This window comes from Pedobacter foliorum, from assembly GCF_013266735.1.
In the GTDB taxonomy this organism is placed as follows: Bacteria; Bacteroidota; Bacteroidia; order Sphingobacteriales; family Sphingobacteriaceae; genus Pedobacter; species Pedobacter foliorum.
The window spans coordinates 223,318-247,333 of record NZ_JABSNU010000002.1; the positions used below are offsets into that span (position 1 = coordinate 223,318).

General features: G+C 37.6%; 19 protein-coding genes and 1 tRNA gene. 14 read left to right on the forward strand and 6 right to left on the reverse strand.

All coding sequences use genetic code 11. From position 1 onward, the window contains the following. Nucleotides 1-82 precede the first annotated feature (82 nt). The 5 genes from HQN83_RS04740 (at nt 83) to metQ (ending at nt 4,774) form a co-directional block, all read left to right on the forward strand. Complete coding sequence (locus HQN83_RS04740) at nt 83-1,102, forward strand: NAD(P)-dependent oxidoreductase (RefSeq protein WP_173089172.1); 1,020 nt, start codon at nt 83-85, stop codon at nt 1,100-1,102. Nucleotides 1,103-1,225: 123 nt separating this feature from the next. Next, nucleotides 1,226-2,137 (forward strand): NAD(P)/FAD-dependent oxidoreductase, encoded by a 912-nt coding sequence (locus HQN83_RS04745; protein ID WP_246254298.1) that lies wholly within the window; start codon nt 1,226-1,228, stop codon nt 2,135-2,137. Between the two features lie 120 nt (nt 2,138-2,257). After that, complete coding sequence (metN, locus tag HQN83_RS04750; RefSeq protein WP_173089174.1) at nt 2,258-3,289, forward strand: methionine ABC transporter ATP-binding protein MetN; 1,032 nt, start codon at nt 2,258-2,260, stop codon at nt 3,287-3,289. Nucleotides 3,290-3,302: 13 nt separating this feature from the next. Then, nucleotides 3,303-3,938: a methionine ABC transporter permease MetI gene (locus HQN83_RS04755; protein WP_449592769.1), complete on the forward strand. Its 636-nt coding sequence runs from the start codon at nt 3,303-3,305 to the stop codon at nt 3,936-3,938. A 17-nt stretch (nt 3,939-3,955) separates the two neighbouring features. Next, a complete protein-coding gene (metQ, locus tag HQN83_RS04760; RefSeq protein ID WP_173089178.1) occupies nt 3,956-4,774 on the forward strand; it encodes a methionine ABC transporter substrate-binding lipoprotein MetQ in 819 nt (272 codons plus the stop codon). 70 nt (nt 4,775-4,844) lie between these two features. Here metQ and HQN83_RS04765 read toward each other — a convergent pair whose 3' ends face one another. After that, a complete protein-coding gene (locus tag HQN83_RS04765; protein WP_173089180.1) occupies nt 4,845-5,303 on the reverse strand; it encodes a cupin domain-containing protein in 459 nt (152 codons plus the stop codon). Nucleotides 5,304-5,676: 373 nt separating this feature from the next. Between HQN83_RS04765 and HQN83_RS04770 the strand changes: the two genes are divergently transcribed. Next, nucleotides 5,677-8,163 carry an alpha-L-rhamnosidase C-terminal domain-containing protein gene (locus HQN83_RS04770; RefSeq protein ID WP_173089182.1) on the forward strand — a complete coding sequence of 829 codons (2,487 nt, stop codon included), beginning with the start codon at nt 5,677-5,679 and terminating at the stop codon, nt 8,161-8,163. Nucleotides 8,164-8,214: 51 nt separating this feature from the next. After that, nucleotides 8,215-9,033 carry a phytanoyl-CoA dioxygenase family protein gene (locus HQN83_RS04775; protein ID WP_173089184.1) on the forward strand — a complete coding sequence of 273 codons (819 nt, stop codon included), beginning with the start codon at nt 8,215-8,217 and terminating at the stop codon, nt 9,031-9,033. Here the strand turns inward: HQN83_RS04775 and HQN83_RS04780 are convergent. Beyond that, the gene (locus HQN83_RS04780) at nt 9,028-9,906 is read right to left on the reverse strand and encodes an AraC family transcriptional regulator (protein ID WP_173089186.1); all 879 of its coding nucleotides are present in this window, start codon (nt 9,904-9,906) and stop codon (nt 9,028-9,030) included. The genes HQN83_RS04775 and HQN83_RS04780 overlap by 6 nt on opposite strands. A 358-nt stretch (nt 9,907-10,264) precedes the next feature. Between HQN83_RS04780 and HQN83_RS04785 the strand changes: the two genes are divergently transcribed. Then, nucleotides 10,265-12,940 carry a c-type cytochrome gene (locus tag HQN83_RS04785; RefSeq protein ID WP_173089188.1) on the forward strand — a complete coding sequence of 892 codons (2,676 nt, stop codon included), beginning with the start codon at nt 10,265-10,267 and terminating at the stop codon, nt 12,938-12,940. Nucleotides 12,941-13,119: 179 nt separating this feature from the next. Then, nucleotides 13,120-13,293, forward strand: coding sequence for a hypothetical protein (locus tag HQN83_RS04790; RefSeq protein WP_173089190.1), 174 nt, complete (start codon nt 13,120-13,122; stop codon nt 13,291-13,293). 4 nt (nt 13,294-13,297) lie between these two features. Here HQN83_RS04790 and HQN83_RS04795 read toward each other — a convergent pair whose 3' ends face one another. Next, entirely contained in the window at nt 13,298-15,034 is a 1,737-nt protein-coding gene (locus HQN83_RS04795; protein ID WP_173089192.1) for a thiamine pyrophosphate-dependent enzyme, read from the reverse strand. Nucleotides 15,035-15,381: 347 nt separating this feature from the next. Here HQN83_RS04795 and HQN83_RS04800 point away from each other — a divergent pair, with 347 nt between their 5' ends. Next, on the forward strand, nt 15,382-15,801 hold the full coding sequence (locus HQN83_RS04800) for a hypothetical protein (RefSeq protein WP_173089194.1): 420 nt from the start codon (nt 15,382-15,384) through the stop codon (nt 15,799-15,801). Nucleotides 15,802-15,927: 126 nt separating this feature from the next. Here the strand turns inward: HQN83_RS04800 and HQN83_RS04805 are convergent. From HQN83_RS04805 to HQN83_RS04815, 3 genes are all read right to left on the reverse strand, one after another. Continuing rightward, nucleotides 15,928-16,000: transfer RNA gene (locus tag HQN83_RS04805), tRNA-Thr, on the reverse strand. A gap of 264 nt (nt 16,001-16,264) precedes the next feature. Then, nucleotides 16,265-18,430, reverse strand: coding sequence for an outer membrane beta-barrel protein (locus HQN83_RS04810; RefSeq protein ID WP_173089196.1), 2,166 nt, complete (start codon nt 18,428-18,430; stop codon nt 16,265-16,267). An 11-nt stretch (nt 18,431-18,441) separates the two neighbouring features. Beyond that, entirely contained in the window at nt 18,442-18,861 is a 420-nt protein-coding gene (locus HQN83_RS04815; protein ID WP_173089198.1) for a DoxX family protein, read from the reverse strand. Between the two features lie 96 nt (nt 18,862-18,957). Between HQN83_RS04815 and HQN83_RS04820 the strand changes: the two genes are divergently transcribed. The 4 genes from HQN83_RS04820 to HQN83_RS04835 all read left to right on the forward strand — a co-directional run bounded on the left by HQN83_RS04820 (nt 18,958) and on the right by HQN83_RS04835 (nt 24,003). Then, entirely contained in the window at nt 18,958-19,845 is an 888-nt protein-coding gene (locus HQN83_RS04820; protein ID WP_173089200.1) for a winged helix-turn-helix domain-containing protein, read from the forward strand. Between the two features lie 145 nt (nt 19,846-19,990). Then, complete coding sequence (locus HQN83_RS04825; protein ID WP_173089202.1) at nt 19,991-20,818, forward strand: phosphatase PAP2 family protein; 828 nt, start codon at nt 19,991-19,993, stop codon at nt 20,816-20,818. Beyond that, nucleotides 20,805-22,325, forward strand: coding sequence for a phosphoethanolamine--lipid A transferase EptA (gene eptA, locus HQN83_RS04830; RefSeq protein WP_173089204.1), 1,521 nt, complete (start codon nt 20,805-20,807; stop codon nt 22,323-22,325). The genes HQN83_RS04825 and eptA overlap by 14 nt, the downstream gene beginning before the upstream one ends. A gap of 154 nt (nt 22,326-22,479) precedes the next feature. Continuing rightward, a complete protein-coding gene (locus HQN83_RS04835; protein WP_173089206.1) occupies nt 22,480-24,003 on the forward strand; it encodes a TlpA family protein disulfide reductase in 1,524 nt (507 codons plus the stop codon). Nucleotides 24,004-24,016: the final 13 nt, after the last annotated feature.

Sequence of the window (24,016 nt, forward strand, 5' to 3'; positions counted from 1 at the left end):
TATTAAGTTTTAAAATGACACTATTTTATATAATATTTGCCGGTGTTATTGAAACAAACCTTAAAAACCATATCCTAAATCTATGAGAATTAAAATTCTACTGACTATTGTTCTGTTGACCTCTGCAATAACAAACATTTACGCTCAAGAAGTTGAAGGTAATCTGAATATTCACACTTTTGCAGACAATAGAGAGTACGCCAGATCAAACCGATTTTCTCAAACTATATTTGGAGTAAGGTTTTCTCCTGAAGTTGGATTGTTACTTGATAGCACTCACCGAATTAGAGTAGGATTTAATGCGCTTCATGAATTCGGTTCCTCAAAATTTACCGATAAAATTGATCCCGTAGTTTACTACCAATATGTTAAACAAAATTGGAATTTCAATATGGGAGTGTTCCCAAGACGAGAATACCTGTCCGATTTTCCTAGAGCAGTTTTAACTGATACACTAAATTACTACCGACCTAATGTAGAAGGTATGTTGCTTAAGTTTGAAAATGAAAATTGGAAACAGTTGTTGTTTATTGACTGGACAAGCCGTCAGACTGCAACCGCCAGAGAGAATTTCATATTCGGATTATCTGGAAGGTATAAAAAAGACATGTTCTTTATTTCTCATTATGCGATGATGTTGCATGATGCGGGGCCTGCAATAAATATTCCCGGCGACCATATTAGAGATAATGGAGCTCTTGTTGCTAAGATAGGATTGGATTTTGGGCACAAAACATTTTTAGATTCATTAACATTCAATACAGGAGGCTTAATGTCATTTGAGCGTGAACGTAGTGTAGGAGGATGGAGAACCCCAAAGGGGATATTATTAGAAATGTTTGCTGAATATCATAGATTTGGTATAACGAACTCCTTTTACAAAGGAGAAGCGCATCACATAATGTATGGTGATCAATTTTATACAGCTAAAACTTATAATAGATTGGACTTAAGCTGGAGACCAAAAATATATAAAGGTATTGAGGGGCAGTTTACTTTGTCTTTCCATTTTCTGGATGGTGTAGTTGATAGTCAACAAGCATTTGCTATTCGATACAATATATCGGGAAGCAAGTCTTTGAAAAAGAGCAACGCCAACTAATTACCTTAGGTAAAAAATGAGATTCCGCTAACATTGTTTATTTGCAACTTTGTTGCATTGTTGGGCATTGTGTTTAATTTTGTCTGCAATAATTAGCAGTACATTTTTATACATAAATCAACAATGATGGAAGACAGTAAACACTTTGATGTAATTATAATTGGGGGCAGCTATGCAGGGCTTTCTGCCGGAATGGCTTTGGGACGCTCATTAAGAAACGTTTTAATTATAGATGGTGGAAAACCTTGTAATAGGCAAACTCCCCACTCGCATAATTTTGTAACTCATGACGGGCAAACTCCTAAGTATATAGCTGAAGCGGCAAAGGATCAGGTACTAAGGTATAATACAGTATCTTTTCTGGAGGATGTTGTAACTAGCGGCTCAAAAACAGAAAATGGTTTTATAATAAATACCCAAAGTGGAGCGTCATTTGCCGCAAGTAAATTATTGTTTGCTACAGGCTTAAGTGATCAGATGCCAGACATAAAGGGCTTTGCCGAATGTTGGGGGATTTCTGTTCTTCACTGTCCGTATTGCCATGGATACGAAGTTAAACATGAGTCAATTGGATTGATTGTAAACGGGGACATTGCTTTTGAATTTACCCGATTAATTAGCAACTGGACCAAGGATCTTACGCTGTTTACAAACGGAAAGTCTACCTTAAATTCGGAACAAACAAAGAAAATTAAGGAGCACCATATTGAAATCATAGAAACTGAGATTGCCGAAATTGAACATAAGGACGGCTATGTTAAGAATATAGTTTTTAAAGATGGGAGCAAACAAAAGCTTACTGCAATCTTTGCTAAAATAGCATTTAAGCAGCATTCTGAATTACCTGAACAACTAGGTTGCGAAATTAACGAACAAGGTTTTATTCAGGTTGATGATCTCCAAAGAACTACAATCCCTGGAATTTATGCAGCAGGAGACAATACCACAATGGCTCGCGCAGTGTCTGTTGCAGTAGCAGCTGGTACAAAATCCGGATCGTTCATAAATAAAGAGTTGATTGATGAAACATTCTAATGTAATTAGTGTATTAAATGTAAAAGTCTATTAACATACTAGACTATTAATGATTATTCTTACTTTTGCAGCAAACTTTATTTTGTATAAATAAGGTAGTTCTAAACTGCGAGAAGTTTAATGATTGAATTAAAAAATATAACTAAGAAGTTTCACCAGAAAAACAGGGAAATTATTGCCTTGTCAAAGGTGTCACTAACCGTGCCTAAAGGGAAGATATTTGGGGTAATAGGGGCTTCAGGAGCTGGTAAAAGCACGTTAATTCGTTGTGTTAATCTGTTGGAAAGACCAACTTCGGGCGAAGTGATTGTTGATGGACAGAATCTTATGGATTTGTCAGCAACTGACTTGGCTAAGGAAAGAAGACAGATTGGAATGATCTTTCAGCATTTTAATCTTTTATCTTCCAGAACAGTTTCCGAGAATATAGCTTTCCCTTTGGAGTTGGATAAATTACCAAAGCAAGAAATTAAGAATAGAGTTGCTGAGTTGTTGGCCCTAGTAGGTCTGGAAGAGAAGCACAATGATTATCCTGCAAATTTGTCGGGCGGACAAAAACAGCGCGTAGCGATTGCACGTACTTTGGCTAGCAATCCTAAAGTGCTTTTATGCGATGAGGCTACCAGTGCACTTGATCCTGCCACTACAAAGTCTATTCTTAATTTGTTAAAGGATATTAATAAGCGACTAAACATCACTATTTTGCTAATTACACACGAAATGGATGTTGTAAAGAACATCTGCGATCAGGTTGCGGTTATTAGCGATGGTGAACTGATAGAACAAGGGTCTGTGAGTGAGATTTTTGCCCACCCAAAAACAGATCTTACTAAAGAATTTATAGCTTCCTCTTTAAAGATTAATATTCCTGAAGAATATCTGGAAAGATTAACTCCTAAGAGAGAAGCAAACAAAAATCCACTATTGAAATTAGAGTTTACAGGACAATCTGCAGATGACCCGGTTTTATCTGAAGTAAGTCGCTTATTTGACCTGGACAACAACATTATTTATGCTCAAATTGAATATGCCGGTGGCGTTAAATTTGGAGCAATGGTAGTGGAGGTTTCAGGCACAGAAGAAAATCATCAAAAGGCATTAGCATTTTATAATAACAAACAAATAAGAGTGGAGGAGTTGGGGTATGTCTGAATCGATGATTTTGATGCTATTTAAGGGAGCTTGGGAAACAATTATCATGACCTTTGTGTCTGGTTTTTTCGGTTTTGTTATTGGATTGCCAACAGGTGTGATGCTATTTTTGACCAGAAAAGGCCAGGTATTGGAGAACAGGGGACTTAATAATACGTTATCAGTTGCTGTAAATGTTTTCAGGTCTATTCCATTTATTATACTGATCGTTTGGATGATACCCTTTACCAGAATGCTGGTTGGTACCTCAATAGGTGTGGAGGCAGCTTTAGTTCCATTAAGTATTGGTGCTGCACCATTTATTGCACGTATGGTAGAGAACAGCTTAATTGAGGTTCCACATGGCTTAGTAGAGGCAGCAAGAGCTATGGGTGCAACTCCTTTTCAAATTGTTTACAAAGTATTGCTTCCAGAAGCACTTCCATCTTTAATTAATACGGCTTCTATTACCTTGATTACTCTTGTTGGTTACTCGGCAATGGGTGGAGCTGTTGGAGCCGGTGGATTAGGCCAGATAGGATATCAATATGGATATGTAGGGTATGATGTAACCGTAATGAATACTGTATTAGTTTCACTTGTAGCGCTGGTATTCTTTGTACAATTTACCGGTGATTTTATCGCTAAGAAAGTAGATCATAGAAAATAACTTATTAAAAATAACTCATGAAAATAGAAATCAAAGCACTTGCATTAGTTACAATTTTAGCCACTGTTAGTTTGTTTGGCTGCGGTGGTAATTCAAAAAAAACTATAGCAAATCATATTAAAGTAGGAGTTGAATCTGGTCCTGAATACGTTGTTGCTCAGGTTGCCCAAAAGGTGGCCAAAGAGAAATACGGATTGGAAGTAGAGTTGATCAGGTTTAATGACTATGTGATGCCTAATGAAGCACTTCATCAAGGAGATATTGATGCAAATGCATTCCAAACCGGCCCTTACTTAGAGGTGCAGTCAAAGCAACGTGGATATAAATTTGCTATAGTAGGTAACACTTTTGTGTATCCTCTAGCCGGTTATTCAAGAAAGATTAAAAAGATCGAAGAGCTTAAGGATGGTAGTACCATTATCATTCCTAATGATCCTACAAATGGTGGAAGAGCACTGTTGTTGTTGCAAAGCGCTAACCTGTTGAAATTAAAAGATGGAGTTGGGTTGTTGCCAACGGTGAATGACATTGTAGGAAATCCAAAACAGCTTAAGATTGTTGAGCTTGAAGCTCCTCAATTGCCAAGAGCATTAGATGATCAGAATGTTACTATTGCAGTTATCAATAATACTTTTGCTACCCCGGTTGGATTAGTTGCAGAACGTGATGGACTTTTTGTAGAAGATAAAAAATCTCCATACGTAAATATTATTGTAACGAGAGAGGAAGATAAAAACAGAGCAGAGATACAGAATTTTGTAAAGGCGTATCAGTCTGATGAAGTGGCTAAGGCTGCAGAAATAGAATTTAAAGGCGGCGCTGTAAAGGGCTGGTAATTAAAAGAGGGTTTTTTAACCCTCCTTTAAACTCTTCCATTGCATTCTTGTTGTTGTTTACTCAACCTCGTTATGCGAAGAAGATCTTGTATTTTTCAGTAAGTTGCCCTGTCATTTTTGCGATTAAATCAGCAGGAGGTGGCCCCTCAGGATGAACTACTTTTAGTTCTCCATCCTGAGGTTGACTGAACTCTAGAAAATAGTTGTGTAAATATCCTGGTGTAATCAGTGTAAGAAATCTTGCAGATTTTGTGTTAATCACAAAACGGTGAGGAACCATTCTAGGAGCAAAAATGGCTTCTCCTTGTTGTGCATGGATTACCTTATCCCCAATTTGAAAAGTCATTTCTCCATCAAGCAGATAAAAGGTTTCGTCTTCTTTTGTATGTTTGTGTGTTGGTGGCTCTACACCTTGAGGTAAGGTCATTTCTATCAATGCCATGTCGCCTTCAGTTTCTGTGGGTGATATTAATGTTTTGAAAAATCCCCCTTGGTAAGCTCTAAAATTTATAGCTGATTCTGCTTTCATAGTGTTTTTTAGTTTATTTAATTGTTCAAAATTTATGTCTTGTTTTCTTTGTTTTGAGTAGGTTCTAAGTTTGTTTAGCTTAGATGCTCCCTTTCACCGTATCCCCAAAACAGAATTTTAGCAAATGTATTTAAATAGTTGTTTTTTAAAATATAAGTTACTGATCTTTAGTTAGAAAGGTGTTTTGTGAACATTTCTATGTCAGATTTAGGAAGCGAACGATACTCTAAATAATAATCTACTGCTGGATTTTTAGGCAATGCCAAAAAGTGTAAAGAATAGCTGGTTAATGGCAATAATATTCTAAGCCATGAGGTGTAACTTCGTTTTCAAACCAAATTAGATTTCACCAGATTAAAGAGGCTAGCTTCCTATGAATTATTTTGTTCGGGTATTTTTTACAAGTGCTTTTTTGATGCTTTGTCCTGGCTTTGGACAGCAATATGTGCAAGCACAAAATAATGTTTACCCACCAATTACGGCAACAAAGCTGGGAGCGTTAAATCCACTTTCTCCAGATCCTATTTTCAACTACAGTTGGGTTAATCCTAAAGCATCAGACGGACTGGAAAGCTATAATCTGAAACCCATTAGCTGGACTACATCAGCTCCTGGTAGTTTCGATATGAAGGAGTTCAAGCAAAACGATGTTATTGTGGTAAATGGGAAGGGAGCTATCCGTTTCGATTTCGGACAAACCAACGCCGGTTGGCTTGAATTTGAATCGGCAGATTTAATTGATAGCATAACCATGAGCATTAGTGAGTACAATGAGCCGGCAATTGTAAATAGTGGATCTGTTAATCCAGTTAAAACACTAACTCCTGTTAAGCATGGCCAAATATACCGCCTGGAATTAAACCCTGAGCTTTATGAAGGGGTAAGGTTCGGTTGGATAAATGTGCTTTCTCATGCCCAAAAATGGCATGTAAAGAACCTCCGTTTGGTTTGTCAGGTTAAACCTGTTAACTATCAGGGAAGCTTTTCGTGCAGCGATCCGGAACTTGCCAGAATATGGTATACAGGTGCGTATAACGTTAAATTAAACCTTCAAAAGGACTATTTTGGTGCGATATTAATGGAGCGAAGCGATCGCCATTCCTGGACAGGTGATGCTTATCCATCGCAGGCGGCATCTATGGTTGCTTTTGGTAATTACGATTTTGTAAAAGCCAATATTGTCAATACGGCCGATCTAAATAATGGTATTTTAAGCTACTCTTTGTACTGGGTTTTAAGTCTTATCGACTACATAAATTATACAGGTGATGTTGAATTTGCCCAAAAATACATCGATAATGCCAGTAAAAAACTAGACTTGGCCTTTCAGCATTATGGGCAATCGCCCAAGTTAGATTTCTTTGGTTGGGATGAGCGTTTAGGAGCCGGTTTCGAAAACCCTAATACTGCCGAATCACAGCGCGCTTATGCTATGCTTAGCATCCGTTCATGGATTGAATTTGGGCACTTAATGAATCAGATTGGTAGGGTAGATCTGGCAAAGAAATATACCGATTATGCTCACCAAAAAATAAATGAGCAAAGAAAGCGTGAAAACTGGACTAATGATTTCGGACTTCATGCATCAGCTGATGCCATTAATACCGGACTTACCACGGCCAAAGAAAACAACCTGTTTTACAACCGTAATTATACCGATAGGGTAAATCGTTTGTCGTACTCCCCATTTAACCAGTATTTCATTATCGGGGCAATGGCAAAAATGCAAAAGTACAATGATGCAATAAGCTCAATTAAAGACTGTTGGGGAGGCCAGATAAAGTACGGAGGAACAACGTTTTTCGAAGTATACCGCCCAAGCTGGAACTCAATACTAGAGCAAAATGATGCCCCGCCTAATAACCAATGTGGATATACCAGTTTAACACACCCGTGGAGTAGCGGAGTAGTTAAATGGTTATCGGAAGAAGTGTTGGGAATTAAGCCATTAGCGCCAGGATTTAAGGAGTTTGAAATTGTTCCGCATTTAGGCGATACCATCTCTTTTGTTAGTGGAAGCACACCAACATTACAAGGCATAATCTCTGCCAATTTTAACATTAAATCAGGATTAACTACGCTTACCATACCTAAAGGCACAAAGGCGAAACGGGTTGCTATTCCATTAGGAGGGAGTACAGTAAAATCGCTTTACCTGAACGGAAAGCTTATCTGGAATGTAAAAGCTCAGGCAACTTCAAAAACAATTCACATCAAAAACGGCTACTTAAATTTAAGTAATCTGCTGCCGGGTAAATATGAATACAAGGTTGTTTATGATAAGGTTAAAGAACCTAAAGCAAGTAATGATTTACCATGGACTTATGCCATCAATACCTTTAAACAGGATAGTTTAACTTCAGGAAAATGGAAGAACAACTACGGAAAAGAAGGCTATATGTTGTTCAATCAACTTGGAAATGGAAAGCATTTGCAAAAACTACCCGCATACATTTCATCAGTAACTTTAAGGAACGAAGCAAATGTTCATTTGGAGCTTTCTGCTAATAACAGCCTATTAAGTGATTCTTTAAACGCAAATCAAAATCTTGGAGCTATAGTTACCAAAGATCCTAATCCAACGCAACAAACCATAACAATGGATATTGAGGCCAAAGATGACCAGCTGCATCAGGTAGCGGTGTATTTTTTGGACTGGAATGATAAAGAACGACGATCGGCAGTTGAGGTGTTTGATGCAAAAACACTCAATCTAATAGCGCCTGTACAGCTAATAAAAAACTACCAAAAAGGAAAGTATCTGGTGTTTAACTATAAAGGGCGCATAAGAATCCGAGTAAACCATGTAAGAGGAGAAAACGCTGCCGTAAGCGGGGTGTTTTTTGACCAAGATAATTAACCCAGACCAACGCCATTAACGAAAACTTTTAAAATATAAACTCCAAAATAAATGAAAACACAAATCACACAACAACAGATTGAGAATTACAGTGAGCATGGTTTTCTGCTCATCGAAGATTTTTTGGATAAAGAAGAACTAGCGCTTTGGCGTGAAGCTGTTACTGAGGCATTAGAACAGCGTGGCGGAAGAAAGCTTCCGGGTAAAGAAACAAAGACAGGAGAGGAAGATGGGATTAATAAAGATGCCGACTATTTTGGAAAGGTATTCGATCAAATGCTTAACCTATGGCAAACCAATGAAAAAATAAAGGACTTAATGCTCAACCAAAGTCTCGGGAAAATGGTTGCGGATTTAGCAGGTTGCGATGGAGTAAGGATATGGCACGATCAGGCCTTAGTAAAACGACCTTGGGCTAATCCTACATCATGGCATTTAGATACCCCATTCTGGTCTTTTTCAGATCGTAGGGCCCTGTCTATTTGGATTGCCTTAGATGATGCAACTCCCGAAAACGGTTGCTTGTATTTTATACCCGGCTCTTACCATACAACCACATTTGAGAACCCCGGAATCGGGAAAAATATGGATGAGGTTTTTAAGTTTTATCCACAATTTCTAACCACAAATGCAGTGTCTGTGCCTATGAAAGCTGGAAGCTGCTCTTTTCATAATGGCTTAACCATACATGGGGCTGGTGCCAACATGACTAGTGGTTTTCGTAGGGCAATGACTTGTGCTTATATGCCGGATGGAGCTGTTTTTAATGGAAATCAGAACATTTTATCTGATGAGCAAGTAGCTAAATTGGAAATAGGAGATCCGCTAAATGATGATCAGCAAAATCCATTGATCTACTCTAGATTATAGCTTAGTTTGTCTATATTCCTTTGGGGGCAATCCATTCTTTTTCTTAAACAAACGGGAAAAGTAAAATATAGAATCAAAGCCAGTTTGGTAAGCTATTTCGTTAATGGTTAGGGTAGTAGAGGTTAGTAGGTCTCTTGCCCTATCTAATCGTAAATTAAGATGGTATTGGTTTGGCGATTGCCCCGTCATTTCCTTAAAAACCTTTCTGAATCTGGAATATCCCATAGGCAGTTCTTTAACCATTTCTTCTAAATTCACCGGATTTTCAATAGATTCCTGCAATAGAAACTTAGCTTTAGAGATCAGTTTCGACTGGTTTCCTATATCGGGTGTTTGATATTTCGATACGGCATTTATCAATCCCAAAATCTGTAAAGTAACGCCCGATACAATCTGACGATAGCCAATCTCAGCAGCAGAAACGGTTTTAATTAGTGTATGGAAAAGCTGAAGCAAATCTTCATTATGGCCAACATCTATAAATGGATTATCGGAATTAAAGATCCCTTTTTTCATCAATTCATCGGGGTAAGTTCCATTAAATCCTACCCAATATTCTTCCCATCCATGCTGCGGATGTGGTTTGTATCTGTGCCATACACCAGGAAATAACAGGAAGCAGGTTCCCGCTTGAATGTTGTACGCCTTGGTTTTTGCCGATTCAAGCAAACCTTCTCCTTTTGTAATGAAAACGATGTAATAGCCATCAAGTATTCTTCCTTTGTCCCAGGTAAAGGAATGATCTATTGGGTGCTGACGGTTGTTTGGGTAGTTTTTATTAGGCTCTACTTTGGCAGAGCCTACAGTGTTAACGTAAAAACCCCAGTTTTTTTCAAATTCACTTATGTTAAGGTATTTGCAATAATTCTTCATACCGGTATTTGGTTGGTTTTATAAAGCTAGTTGTTTTGTCAAAAAGTGCAAATACTATTTTTGTATAAGGGGTTCCATAAGTAGGCTGTCATAATGAGTGCCTCTCGAAAAAGGTGCGCTCGTCATCCTGAATTTATTTCAGGACCTCGCAAGAGAAAGAAAGCCCCGCTTGTGCGAGGTCCTGATACCGGCCTTCGCCGGCATGACGAATTCATGATGACGAGCGAGTTAAAGAAAATATATCAAAAAACACAAAACACTCAAGCCCTACCGCCATACAGGACAGCACAGGTTGCCGATATCAAGTTTTTATTATATAATTGCTATACACAAATAACCAAATAAGCTTTTTTCACGTATGAAATCAAACAGAAATAGGTCTGTTAAACTGTCTGTATCACTAGTACTGCTCATTTTAATAGGTGTTTCCTTCACCACTTTTCAAAAGTACAATCCAGGCCCTAAGGTCGAGAAGTTAAAACTTTTACCAAATTTTAAAGCAGAACACCTGTACAGTCCATCTGCAAGTAAAACCGGCTCATGGGTATCTATGGCTTTTGACGACAAAGGACGTATCATCACTTCCGATCAATACGGGTTTTTATATAGACTTGAAATCCCTCCAATTGGTTCTGATACCACTAAAGTAAAAGTTAAAGTAGAAAAGCTGATTGTAGGAGACTCAACAGTATCTAAAGTAGGAATGGGATATGCCCATGGTTTATTATACGCCTTTAACAGCTTATACGTAATGGTCAATCACAATAGTGATGACAAATTTAAAAGCGGAAGTGGTCTTTACAGATTACAAGATACAGATGGCGATGATCAGTTTGATAAAGTTACCTTACTTAAATCATTAACTGGAGAAGGTGAGCATGGCCCACACAGCATTGTGCTTTCGCCAGATAAAAAGTCAATTTACATGTTGGCCGGAAATTACACTGACCTACCGGAAATGGACAATTACCGATTGCCTAAAACCTGGCAAGAAGATAACGCACTGGCTACATTAAAAGATCCAAATGGTCACGCTACAGACCGTTTCGCCCCGGGAGCTTTTGTAATGAAGACCGATCCCGAAGGAAAGAAATGGGAGTTAATAAGCGGTGGATACAGAAATCCCTTCGACTTTGCCTTTAATGAGGATGGCGAAATGTTTGTGTATGATGGAGATATGGAATGGGATTTCGGAATGCCATGGTACAAACCAACCAGAATTTCACATTCTACAAGCGGAAGTGAATTCGGCTGGCGTTCTGGAAACACCAACTGGTCACCAAGTTATGTAGATAACCTACCTGCAATATTAAACATCGGACAAGGATCTCCAACGAACCTTGTTAGTAGCTACAATGCACGCTTCCCTGAGAAATATCGTCGTGGTTTATTGGCTTTCGATTGGACTTTTGGTATCGTTTATTCAGTTCAACTTATTCCTGATGGATCTTCCTATAAAACAGTTGCTGAAGAGTTTTTGTCTGGTCAGCCTTTGCCACTTACCGATGGTTTAATTGGCCCGGATGGAGCGCTATACTTTTTAACTGGTGGTCGTGGTTTAGAATCAGATCTTTATCGTGTTTATTATGGTGATAACTCGCTGCCAAAGGACCCATTGGCTAGCAATTCATCTGCAGGCAATATTGAAGCACGTAATTTAAGGAAGCAATTAGAGGAGTTTCAAGGAGCGCCAAATCCAGATGCACTGAAATTAGCCTGGCCAAATTTAAAAAACAAAGATCGTTTTATACGTTATGCAGCAAGAATAGCTGTTGAACATCAGCCGATTGCTGAATGGAAAGACAAAGCATTAAACGAAAAAGATCCAATTACATTGATACAAGCAACAGTTGCTTTAGCCAGAAATGGTGGTAAAGAGTTAAATAGCAAAATGCTGAATAATTTGATGGGTATCAATTATTTATCTTTAAATGAAGCTCAGAAAATGGACTTGTTGAGAACCATTGAATTAACTGTGCTACGTACCGGTAAACCGCAACCAGCTGATCGTGTGAAGCTAAGTAAGTATCTGAATGCGCAATTCCCTGCTAAGAGTAACGAAATCAATCGTTTCATGACCAAAATTCTGGTATACATTGGCGATGAGCAAGTGGTATCAAAAACTATGGCCATAATTGATGCAGCTAAGGATGAAACCTTAGATCAGAAAGAATTTACAAGCTCTTCAGATCTAATCTTAAAAAACCCTCAGTACGGATTAGATATCGCTAAAATGTTAGCTAAAACACCTCCTGCGCAGCAAATTTATTATGCTGTGGCATTAAGTGAAGCTAAAAAAGGATGGACGCCAGCATTACGTACCAAATACTTTAAGTGGTTTTACAAAGCCTTTGGGTATAAGGGCGGTAACAGTTATATTGGCTTTATTGATGATGCAAGGAAAAAAGCACTAGCCAATGTTCCAAAAGAGCAATTCGCTAATTATAATAAGCTTTCTGGCGATGGCTTGGTAGATAATAAACAACTTAAATTAGTAGATATAGTACAACCAAAAGGACCAGGTAAAGACTGGAAACTGGATGATGCATTGGCTGTTGTAAAAGACAGTTTAATTGGAAGAAACTATGCTAATGGTAAGATGATGTTCGCCGCAACATTATGTAGTTCTTGCCATGCTACAGGCGGAGAGGGTGGTTCTGTAGGACCCGATCTTACGCGTTTAGGTACCAGATTTTCTGAGAAAGACATTCTGGAGTCAATCATATCGCCAAGCAAGGTTATTTCAGACCAATATGCTGCAAAAATTTACAATCTAAAAGACGGCAGTTCTATTGTTGGAAGATTTATGAAAGAAACTAAAGACAAAATTTACGTGTCTCAGAATCCTTTTTCTCCTCAAACACTGCGCGAGATTAAGAAAAGTGATATCGTTAAAACCTCAGTATCTGAACTGTCAGTGATGATGCCAGGTATGATAAACAGCTTAAATAAAGAAGAGCTAAAAGATCTAATGGCTTATTTAATTTCCGGTGGAAATAAGGATAACAAGATGTTTCAATCGACAAGTAAATAGCCTATCATAAAAAAAATATATAGTAAGCACCGACATTACGTTCGGTGCTTTTTTTTTAGAACTAAAAATCAGAATGTTCTTGCTAATTAACTTTTGTAATTAGCCGCCACTTATATTGACAATTAAACCTTTTTAATATTCAATTGTCAATATAAGTGGCATATATTAAAGCCGATGTTATGAAAAGGAATCTTAATAGGATACTAGTAATGCTTGTATTTGCATCATTGGGATTGTCAAGTTGTTCACTATCGTATCGTGACAGGCGCGAAAGAGAAAGGCATGAGCGTAGAGATCATCATGATCATGATCACCATGGTAATGATGGTTATTATCATTACCGGGGCTTCTAATTATTTAAATTACATCTAAAAGATGTTTATAGTTAGATTTTAGGATATCCATAGCCTCATCCATTCTACCACCCAATATTAATTTACCCATTGTTATGGCATAGCCTTTTGTTTGTTCCCATTCTATTTTAGGTGGCATCGCTAAAGCGTTTGAGTTGGTTAGTATATTTAAAAGTACCGGGCCATCCTCTTTTATGGCTTGCTCCATAGCTGCTTTAACATCTGCCTGATGATGAACAGTAATGCCTTTAAATCCCATGGCCTGCGCAACAAGTGCAAAATCCGGATTTATCATATCTGTTTCATTATCAGGTAGTCCATCTACTTCCATTTCTAGTTTTACCATACCCAGGGCACGGTTATTAAATACGATTAGTTTGATGGGTAAGTTGTATTGTTTAATGGTAGCCAGGTCTCCAAGTAGCATAGATATACCACCATCGCCGCAGAGGGCAAATACCTGTCTGCCGGGATAACACAGAGCCGCTCCAATGGCCATTGGCATGGCATTAGCCATTGAACCATGGTTAAATGACCCAAGGAATTTCCGTTGGCCTGTTGCGTGTATATATCTGGCGCCCCAAACGCAACTCATGCCGGTATCTAAGGTGAAAATGGCATCTTTTGCTGCCATATCATTTATTACAGATGCCACATATTCCGGTTGTATCATGTCTTCCTCACCAACATTATTCACATAAATTTGAAGGTTATGCTTTACTTTATCATAAAAGTCGAGCTGTGCTTTAAGGAAGCTGTTGTCTTCCTTTTTAGTGATTAATGGTAATAATGCCTGAACAGTATCTTTAATTTTGCCACACAAACCCAATTCCAGTTTAGCTCGTCTGCCTAGTTTTTCGGGTTTTTCATCAACCTGTATGATCTTGTTTTTAGTAGGCATGAAAGGCGTGTAAGGGAAATCTGTGCCAAGCAGCAACACAACATCCGCTTCGTGCATGCTATGATAAGCGGATGGGAGTCCTAATAAGCCGGTCATACCTACCTCATAAGGGTTGTCGTACTGCATACTCATTTTTCCACGAAACGAATAGCCTACAGGAGCTTGTAGTGCAGCGGCAAGCTGTACCACCTCGTCGTGTGCCTCATGAGCTCCATATCCGCAGAATATGGTAACTTTTGGGTATTTGTTGAGTATGTTAGCAAGGTTTTGTAATTCATTGTTGGCAGGTCTTAAAATCGTTTCACATCTGAAATTTTGTCGCGAGGCATTGCTTTCTTCTGCAGGCATTGCCGCTACATCACCCGGAAGGCCAAACACGGCTACCCCTTTATGATGAATGGCATGCTGTATTGCGGTTTGGAACATCTTTGGAGCTTGTGCCGAAGTAGTTGCCACCTGGTTGTAGCAACTGCAATCATCAAATAGTTTTATTGTATTGGTGCTCTGGAAATAATCCAAACCAAATTCAGGTGTATTTATTGTTGAGGCAATGGCAATTATCGGTACACCGGTACGGTGGGCATCATATAGTCCATTTATAAGGTGAATATGACCCGGGCCACAGCTTCCTGCACAGCAGGCAAGTCCATCCAGTTCAGCTTCTGCGGCCGCTGCATAGGCACCAACCTCTTCATGCCTTACATGTATCCATTTTATTTTTCCGTTTCTTCTTACTGCGTCATTGAGATGATTTAAGCTGTCTCCGGTAACGGCGTAGATCCGTTTTACTCCGTTTTCTACCAGCATTTCTACCAGTTGATCTGCCACTATTTTGCTCATGCGATTAATTTTAAGTTGAATAAATCAGCCTTTTTTACCCATATAAATAGGGTGTCATCTCACAGTTCTTTTATAATGGAAGTTAACCATAATTCTATTAAATAACTAATCTCAGTCTTATCCGTCTATAACTCTTTACAGGCCAATCGGCCTATTGCCAGTATACAGATTTGGTTGCTTTTTTGGTGTATAATCCTTCAAAGGATGTAATGGTTACGGCGGTGAATGCTATTGATAGGTATTCTTTGGACTATTCGGTTGAGTTGCTTTTAGATTTGTTAACGACAAGTAATTCTACACATAACATACCTGCGATATCTTTAGAAAGAATTAATCCCTCAAGTTAAATGCGTGTAAATAAAAATCTGGCAATACTAACACTTTCAATTATAGTTTGCTTTATAGTTGCGAGCTGTAACCGTATGGGGCCATTTAAGCCATCTTATTTTGTGGCATCAGGTACAGCTATTGGAAAGGAAACCTGCAATGCAGATACTGTAAAAGATTACTGGCTTATAGAGATTGCTTCCTCTCCTTTGGTTCGGCAGCAATATGGCGATACCCTCACACTTAATGGGATCAAATATTTCAACGTGATTAAAACAACTGGTCTTCCGGCTGTATTAAAAACAATTGGACAGAAGGTAGGGATTGATTTTAAGATGGCAAGTGCAGCCACATTAACTGCGAATTGCTCGGTAAACAATCCGATAATTTATAAGCTTAAGGTTGTTGAGGTGGTAAATAGTGGTCACTCTTTATTTTAAAGTGTATTCCAATAAATCATTTTTTGATCTGCCGTCATCCTGAAGTTATTTTAGTGTTTAACTAGGAAGCAGGCTTGATAAGTTGGTTTGAATTACCTAAAGTAAGGATGGTTTAGGTTTTTAAAGAGCCTCCTATCGGAATCGAACCAATGACCTACTGATTACAAGTCAGTTGCTCTACCAGCTGAGCTAAGGAGGCTTTTTTAACGGTCTGCAAAACTAGAAAAAAATATTTAAGAACAAAATAAAAAAATGGATTTAAGGCATGTAAGTCCATGTTTTTCTAAATTATTTGGCTGTTTGATTCGATACAATTACGTTAAATCTTTTGGGTATATTCAGTTCTATGTTATTGTTATTTAGTGAAATATAGACACATCGCCCTTTGTTATTTTAAGCTAAAAGTATTAGAATTAATATGCTCCTGGTAAATTATAAAAAGATGAAGATTATTTTACATCATTTACCGTCCGTCATCTATGGTAATCTTTCGTTTGCTTTTTTGAACTCCGCTTTCTAAATGCCCGAATTGCCAGCTCAGGCTTAGGCCAAATGATCGGTTATAGCTCTGAAATCTGTAATATTGTTTAAAATCAAACCCGGTAAGGTTACGTTCATAGTAACGAAACTTGGTGAAGGGATTGTTAACTGTAAGAGAAAGATTGAGCTTATCTTTTACTAAATCGCCATATAGCCTTAACGATTGGTAAAATTGAAGGTTAGTTTTTTCTTGCAGAAATGTTTCTGGGGCATCTATATTAAAAGAGCCGGAGGCTTTCCATAAATCACTCAGCGTATAGGTTACATCTGCACTCATTTTGGCATTATAACCGGAGTTTTCCAGATGCCGTCCTTCTATTGTTCCTTTTAACCAAACTCGCGAAATCAAACCATTGGCTGACCAGCCCAGTTTCTCTGCTAGCTTTCCTCCGGCACTTAGGTATAGCTTAAGCTGCCTGTCGTAACCTGTGTTCGCATAAGTGGTGATGGTTGCATTCGCTGTGGAATCATATTGTGAAATCTGTTGTATTAAGTTGTTGGATAGAGTATAGCTTAAGTTTGCAGAGAAAGTGGTTTTGCTATCCTGACTGTAATTCAATTCTAGATGATGACTTAATGCCGGTTTTAGATTGGGATTTCCGTAAGAAAGTATATTGGTGATGGATCTGTCTGCAAAAGGATCAAGCTGGTAAAACCTGGGGCGCTCTATCCGGTTAGTATAACCCATTGTTAGACTACTGCCCATGTTGATGTTGTACATTAGGGATAATGCGGGAATCAGGTTGAAATAATTAGTTTTAGGAATCTGGGATGCTGATTTGTATTGACCATGCATAGTCGTGTATTCCAGTCGGTAGCCAGCTTTAATACCCCAGGCACCAATGCGGTAATGATAACTGTTGTATGCCCCGAAAACGGGCGAGCTGTTCTTAAAGTTATTGACTAAAGAGGTGTCTGATTGGGTCCGTTTATAGTCACTTGAATTGTATCGGAGTATTGTTTTAATGCCGGCTTCTATGGTTAAAGATTTAAGGGGCCTTACATAATCTCCCTGAAAAATGTGTTCCTTGTAGCCGCTGGCACTTTGTTGTAGAAAAGAGGTTAGATGGCTATTGATTTGTTGGGAAATGTCGACGTGGTTTACCTGAGGATTATCATTACTCACATACCTGTAAGCGAAGGTTAGTAGTTGCCCGGGCCTATGGCTAAAACTCCGTTGAAAACTCAGGCCTGCTGTCATTCCAGTCCAACTGTATTTGTTCCTGGCATCGAGAAGGTATTTTGAAAAGTCGGGGTTTCCTTCATTAAGCTCAAACAATCGTGAATTGTATACCTTATTGTAGCCACTGTAGGGACTAAATTCTGCTGTAAGTAAATTTAAGGTGTCGGGTTCGAAGCTCAATTCTGCGCCTCCAAAAATTGATCTGCTATTGTTCTTTTTGGTACTGTTATTTTCCATTTGTTCCGGTATGGAACCGAAAGTTTGTCTGTAATAACGTTCTGCGGTTTCGGGAGTGCTTGTACGATCAGCACCCCCGTTTATTGCAATTGCGAACTTTCCGGATTTTAGGGTGAGGTTGCCTCCTAATGACGGCCCACCGGTAGGAAGTTCATGAGCAAGCCTTACATTCCCATTATAACCATCCGACGCCCTACGCATTAATATGATATTGATGAATCCTGCTGGTCCTTCTCCATCGTATTTTGAAGAAGGGGTAGTGATGACTTCAATACGTTTGATTGCAGAGGCGGGCAGGTTACGGAGGACATCTCTTGGATTCGCGGCCATCATTCCGGATTCCTTACCATTAATCAAAATACGGTAGTTTGTGCTTCCTCTCATTTTGAGCTGGCCAGCTGCATCTACAGAAAGCATGGGTACTTTGCGCATCAGATCCAGACCATTTAAAGTATTGTGTTCAGGATCTCCCTGTACATCATAACTTAAACGGTCTATTTGCTGACGTACCAATGATCTGGTTTTTTTGATTTGGATTTCTTCTAATTGTCGGCTGGTGGTATCTGTTTTTTTGTCATTGCTGTTTACCTCCTGGGTAAAACCCTGATTGGGATAAACTAAAAGGTAAAATAGAAGAATGGTAGAGGAAGAAATGAGGCGCTTACACATGAATTTCAATCTTAGTTTTTATTTTTATTAAATAGCAGGTGGTCCAGACTGATTTTACCTGAGCCAATAAAAAACAGATAAACGAACAGCAGGAGTAATAAAAAGGGATGTTGATCATCGGTAAATATTTTACCATTACCAAGCACAGTTGAGATCACCAGCATATCGATGATCAGTATCAATGCGGCAATTCTGGTAAATAATCCGAGCATTAATAAAATACCACCTATTAATTCAGCGCCTTTACCTATGTAGGCCATTAATACCGGAGCGGGGAAATGTATGTCTGTAAGCCAGGCAACATTACCGTCCATATGTCCTTTGTTGAAGGTGCCCAATCCGTGGACAAAAATTAGGAGGCCGCTGATCACTCGTATCAGAACCAGCCAGTTTTCAAAGAGAGCTTTTGAGGTTAATAGTGTTTTTAGCATAAATTTCAAATTAAATGTAACTTGGTCAAAACTAAACCAGAGGGTAGGATGGGGCGTGTAAACAGTTGTAAAAAAGTGTAAAATGAATTGTAAAATATGGTAATCACACTTGTAAACAGGATTATAGGAGCTTTAATGTTGTCTTTTCTGCTTCTTCAAACGGGTGTTGCTTTTGCAAAACAGGAATCGGGTACACGACAAATTATCTCGTTTCGAAAGTTAGGTCATCAATTGTTGCTATCTGCGGGCGATAGTACCTCGAGGATACTTTCTGTTGAGGAAGAGAAGGAGGGTAGTTACAGGATCTCTTTTGATAAATCTTTTGCTCTGATTCCGGATACTCTTGCAGCTATTGCTACCAGATTAACATCTAGTAACGATTTACAAGGAAATTATACCCTTGCTGTTTACAGAAAAGGTGGCGATCAGCTCCTATACGGGTTTACAAGTGAGGATATTTCTAAAGGAACGGCTCCCTGTATGGGCAGGGCATTACCCATCGACAACTATGAAATCCATATTCAGGTTTCTGATGTTGCAGTGGCTTCTGGCGGGCAAATTTTATCTCTAAATCAAGGAATACTTTCTTTCTTATTTATCGCGGGCGTATCAGCTGCTGGTTTTGGTATTTATAAGAAGCGATTATTGAAAAAAAACAGTTCTAATTCTATTGCAATAGGTAAATATATGTATGATCCTGCCAAGCAGATTCTGAGTTATGGAGGAGAAGAAGTAATATTGACTCCTAAAGAGCAATCTCTGCTAAAGATTTTTCTAAAAAATCCGAATGAAGTAATCGACCGTAATCTGTTGTTAAAGCTGGGCTGGGAAGACGAGGGGGTAATTACAGGTAGAAGCCTTGATATGTACGTTTCCAAACTCCGTAAGAAGTTTTCTCAGGATGATGCCATATGTTTTAAAAATGTTCATGGCAAGGGATATAGCTTGAATATAGAAGGAAGTATCAAAGTCAACATGATTTAGTTATATTCGCTGCATTTTGTAAGGAGTATATATAGATTGTACGACATTTTATCTTGTAAGGATGTTAAAAAACCAAATAGCCGCACATAATTATCTGTGTGTTTTAAAGAAGTTTACCGGGGTAAATTTGTCAATAAATAAAAAGATGAACACAAATGTTGTTGAAAATTATTCAAGACTCAAACCATCTTTATTTATATTCCCTGCAGTTTTTTTAACTCTAATTGTTTTGTTTCTTTATAAGCAGGATGCTCTATCTGTTGATAAATGTATACAGATTCAAAAGAATACTTTCCTTTTTCTGAATTCAAAATTATCTCAATTTCCGAAAACAATTTTTAACCTTACCCAGTTTGGAGATGCAGTAGTTTTTTTATCCTTCATAAGTATTTTTATTATATATGCGCCTAAAATTTGGGAGTCTTTAATATCAGCTTCACTGGTTTCATGTATAATTTGTACCTCACTAAAAGAAATATTTGCAGTACCAAGGCCTGCTGCGGTATTTGATAGGGATAGTTTCGTAATTATAGGAAAAGCACTAACCGGGCACAATAGTTTACCATCGGGACATTCAATTACAGTTTTTACAGTACTTACAATTCTGTTGTTTGCATTTATGCCCCAGAGGTTAAACTATAAAATTTTATGGGTTGTTTTTATAACGGCTGTAGGATTGATCCTTGTGTTTACAAGGATAGGTGTAGGGGCACACCATCCGCTTGATGTTATTATAGGCGGAACTATCGGATATGTTTCGGGGCTTTTAGGTATTTTTATTAATGAAAAGTATAAAATTTGGACTTGGATAAACAACAAGAAATTCTATCCAATTATTATTTTCTTCTTTCTGTTTTGTTGTGTTTCGTTGGTGAGTAGGTTGTTGGATGATAATTTGATCATATTCTATTTATCATTAATCACCGTAGTCATTTCACTATATAAAATTATTACTGTTTATGTTAAAAAATAATGTGAAAATAACTCATTTCGCTTTGTTAATGAGTTTTCTTAATTTTTTATTCTTTCACTTTCCTTTTTTCAGTTATGTTGTTAAAAATGTTGATTACAAGAGTTTTAATGGTGTTTTTCTCATCATTAGTCTAATAATTGTAGTATTGGTTGTAAATGCTTTAATTTTCTACCTGATTTGTTCTTTGTCGCGTTACGTTGGGAAGTTTTTATTGGTCTTATTCTTTATTATCAGCGCAGTTGCAGTCTACTTTATTAATACTTACGGTGTTTTAATAGATAAAAGTATGATTGGTAATATACTCAATACCAACTATGCCGAGTCTAGCAGCTTTTTTTCAATAAAATTAATAATATACCTAGTCGTATTTGGTGTTCTTCCTAGCATTTACATTATTAAAGTGAAAATAATAAATGAAACATGGAAGAGATTTGGAATCACCTCATCACTTACCTTATTGTTGATTCTGACTTTAGTTTTTGCTAATGCAAGCAATTGGTTGTGGATAGATAAAAATGCAAAAGTAATAGGTGCGTTGCCAATGCCTTGGTCGTATGTAGCAAATACTTATCTGTTTTATAAAGACAAATTCAAGAGTAATGAGAAAGAAATTTTGCTGCCTGATGCTACAATAAAAGACAATCAGAAATCGGTTGTAGTCTTGGTGATAGGGGAATCTGCAAGAAGCCAAAATTTTTCTTTATATGGCTACAAGAAAAACACGAATCCACTGCTTTCTAAAATGGATAACTTGTTTCATTTTGATGCTACTTCTTGTGCTACTTATACTACCGCAGGTGTGAAATGCATTTTAGAACATACAAATACTGATAAGTTGTATGAAATTTTGCCCAATTATTTATATAGGAATAATGTAGAGGTTATTTGGAGAACCACAAACTGGGGAGAGCCGCCAGTTCATATTAAGAATTATCAAAATAGAGAAGCTTTAATGCCTAATTGCAAAGGCGAAGGGTGTAATTATGATGAAATTCTTTTAGCTGGACTAAAAGATCAAATATTAGCCAGTAAAAAGAACAAAATATTGATAGTATTGCACACAAGTACAAGTCATGGGCCTACATATAGTAAGAAATATCCACCTCAATTTGAGACTTTTAAGCCTGTGTGTAATAGTGTTGAATTAGGGAACTGTTCTCAAACAGAACTAATCAATGCTTATGACAATACGATTGTTTACACTGACTATATTTTGTCTAAAGTAATTGAAGATTTAAAGCAATTAAACGAGTATAAGAGTACTATGATTTTTGTATCAGACCATGGTGAATCTTTGGGAGAAAAAAATCTATATATGCATGGGGTACCTATAAGTATTGCTCCTAAGGAACAGTATGAGATTCCTTTTATAGTTTGGGTATCTAATGGTTCGAAACAAGTTAAGGCTAATAAGGTATTGTCTCAGAACAATGTGTTTCATAGTGTTTTAAACTTTTTAAATATCCAAAGCCCTATTTACGATGAGGGAATGAGCATTTATAAGTAATTAGTGTTCTCATCAAGGCAAAGATTCTATATTTTAAGGATAATTCGGGAGATTTATAAGGATAAGAATTGATTAATTTTTGCATATCTTAGAATAATGACTTCATTCTAGCAGGTCTTAGAGAAAGGTCTGCTAAAATCAAATCAAGATACTTATGCCTAAAATAATAAAGTTAACTCTCTTATGCATATGCGGCCTTTTGTTTTTTTTGTCATGTAAACCGTTTGACGCCATAGTAATAGGTACGCCTATTATAAAAGCAGGTACAGCTAAAATAACAGGAAGGATAACGAGTAAGAATGACGTTAATAAGGATAGCATTTATGTGAATATTTTTGTTCCACATCCAATTACGGGAGAGGTGGTTCAATATAAAGCGCTTGCTGATCGATCAGGGAAGTTCTCGATTGACGTTGATGTGGAAACGAATATCTCTCTAATTGGCTTATACACAAGTTTGAAGCCGTATAAATCTCTTCTTATTAAATTGACAAGCGGCGGTGTTACAAACGTTGATGTCGCTTATGATTCGAATTTTGGTTTCGAAAAGATTAACATTACACCAACTGGTATGACTCAAAATGATATGAAACGAGGTTTGGAGGTTATAGGTGAAATGATTGAACTTAAGCCTAATAAGGCACCAGAACCTCTGTATAACAAAAACCCGAATGAATTTCTGGATCAAGCTAAGGCTAGTGTGTTGAGAAGATTAGAGCTTTTAAATAAAGATTCATTAATATCAAAGGAATTTAAAGGAATTCTGTCTAAAGATTTTCGGATATGGATATATAACGTACATGCTTTTGATTACGAAGCAGCGATGAGGCTTAATTATCGAAACGTTTCTCAGGATCGCTTCAATGAGCCTGTTATCAAGAAGGTTGATAGGTCGTATTATCGTTTTTTGAAAGATTTTAATCTTAATGATCCACAGTATCTAATTTGTTCTTCATTCTGGGAGTTTCAAAAAACAATCCTTCAAAATGAAATAATAGGGCTCCCTGAGATAGGAGAGAGTGACATTCCCTCTTGGTTAGCAAAGGTGAAAGTTGTTTTGTCGGATTTAGTCGGATTCAAAGATGGCCAATATTATGATGTTTTAGCTGCTAATGCCTATGGCAGACAGCTAAATGAAGAGGTAAAACCATTGAGCGAAAAGCAAAAAACGAACATTGCTGCCTATTGGAAAAAAGGAGAAATTGCAAAGATACTATTGCGAAAAAACCAACAGGTTGTTGAATTAGACAAATTCAAATCACCTGTTGTGGTAAACGACATCTCATCAGTTCCTGACGATAAAGTTATGGAAACAATTGTGGCTAAACATAAGGGTAAGGTTGTTTTTATTGACCTTTGGGCAACATGGTGTGGCCCTTGCCTAGATGCAATGAAGCAATTCGGAAGTGCAAAGGGGGAATTTCATGATAAGGCTGTTGCATTTGTGTATTTAACAAACGCTTCTTCTCCTCGAAAGCTATGGGAAGAAAAAATTAAAGGAATAGGAAGTGAACATTATTATCTGAAAGACACTCAGTGGGAATACATCATGAACCATTTTGGGCTCGAATATATTCCGTCATATCTATTGTATAATAAAGAAGGTGTGTTCATCAATAAAGTTTCAGCCTTTCCTGGAAATGAAAAAGTGAAAGCGATGATTAACGGCCTGTTGTGAAATGAGTAATTCC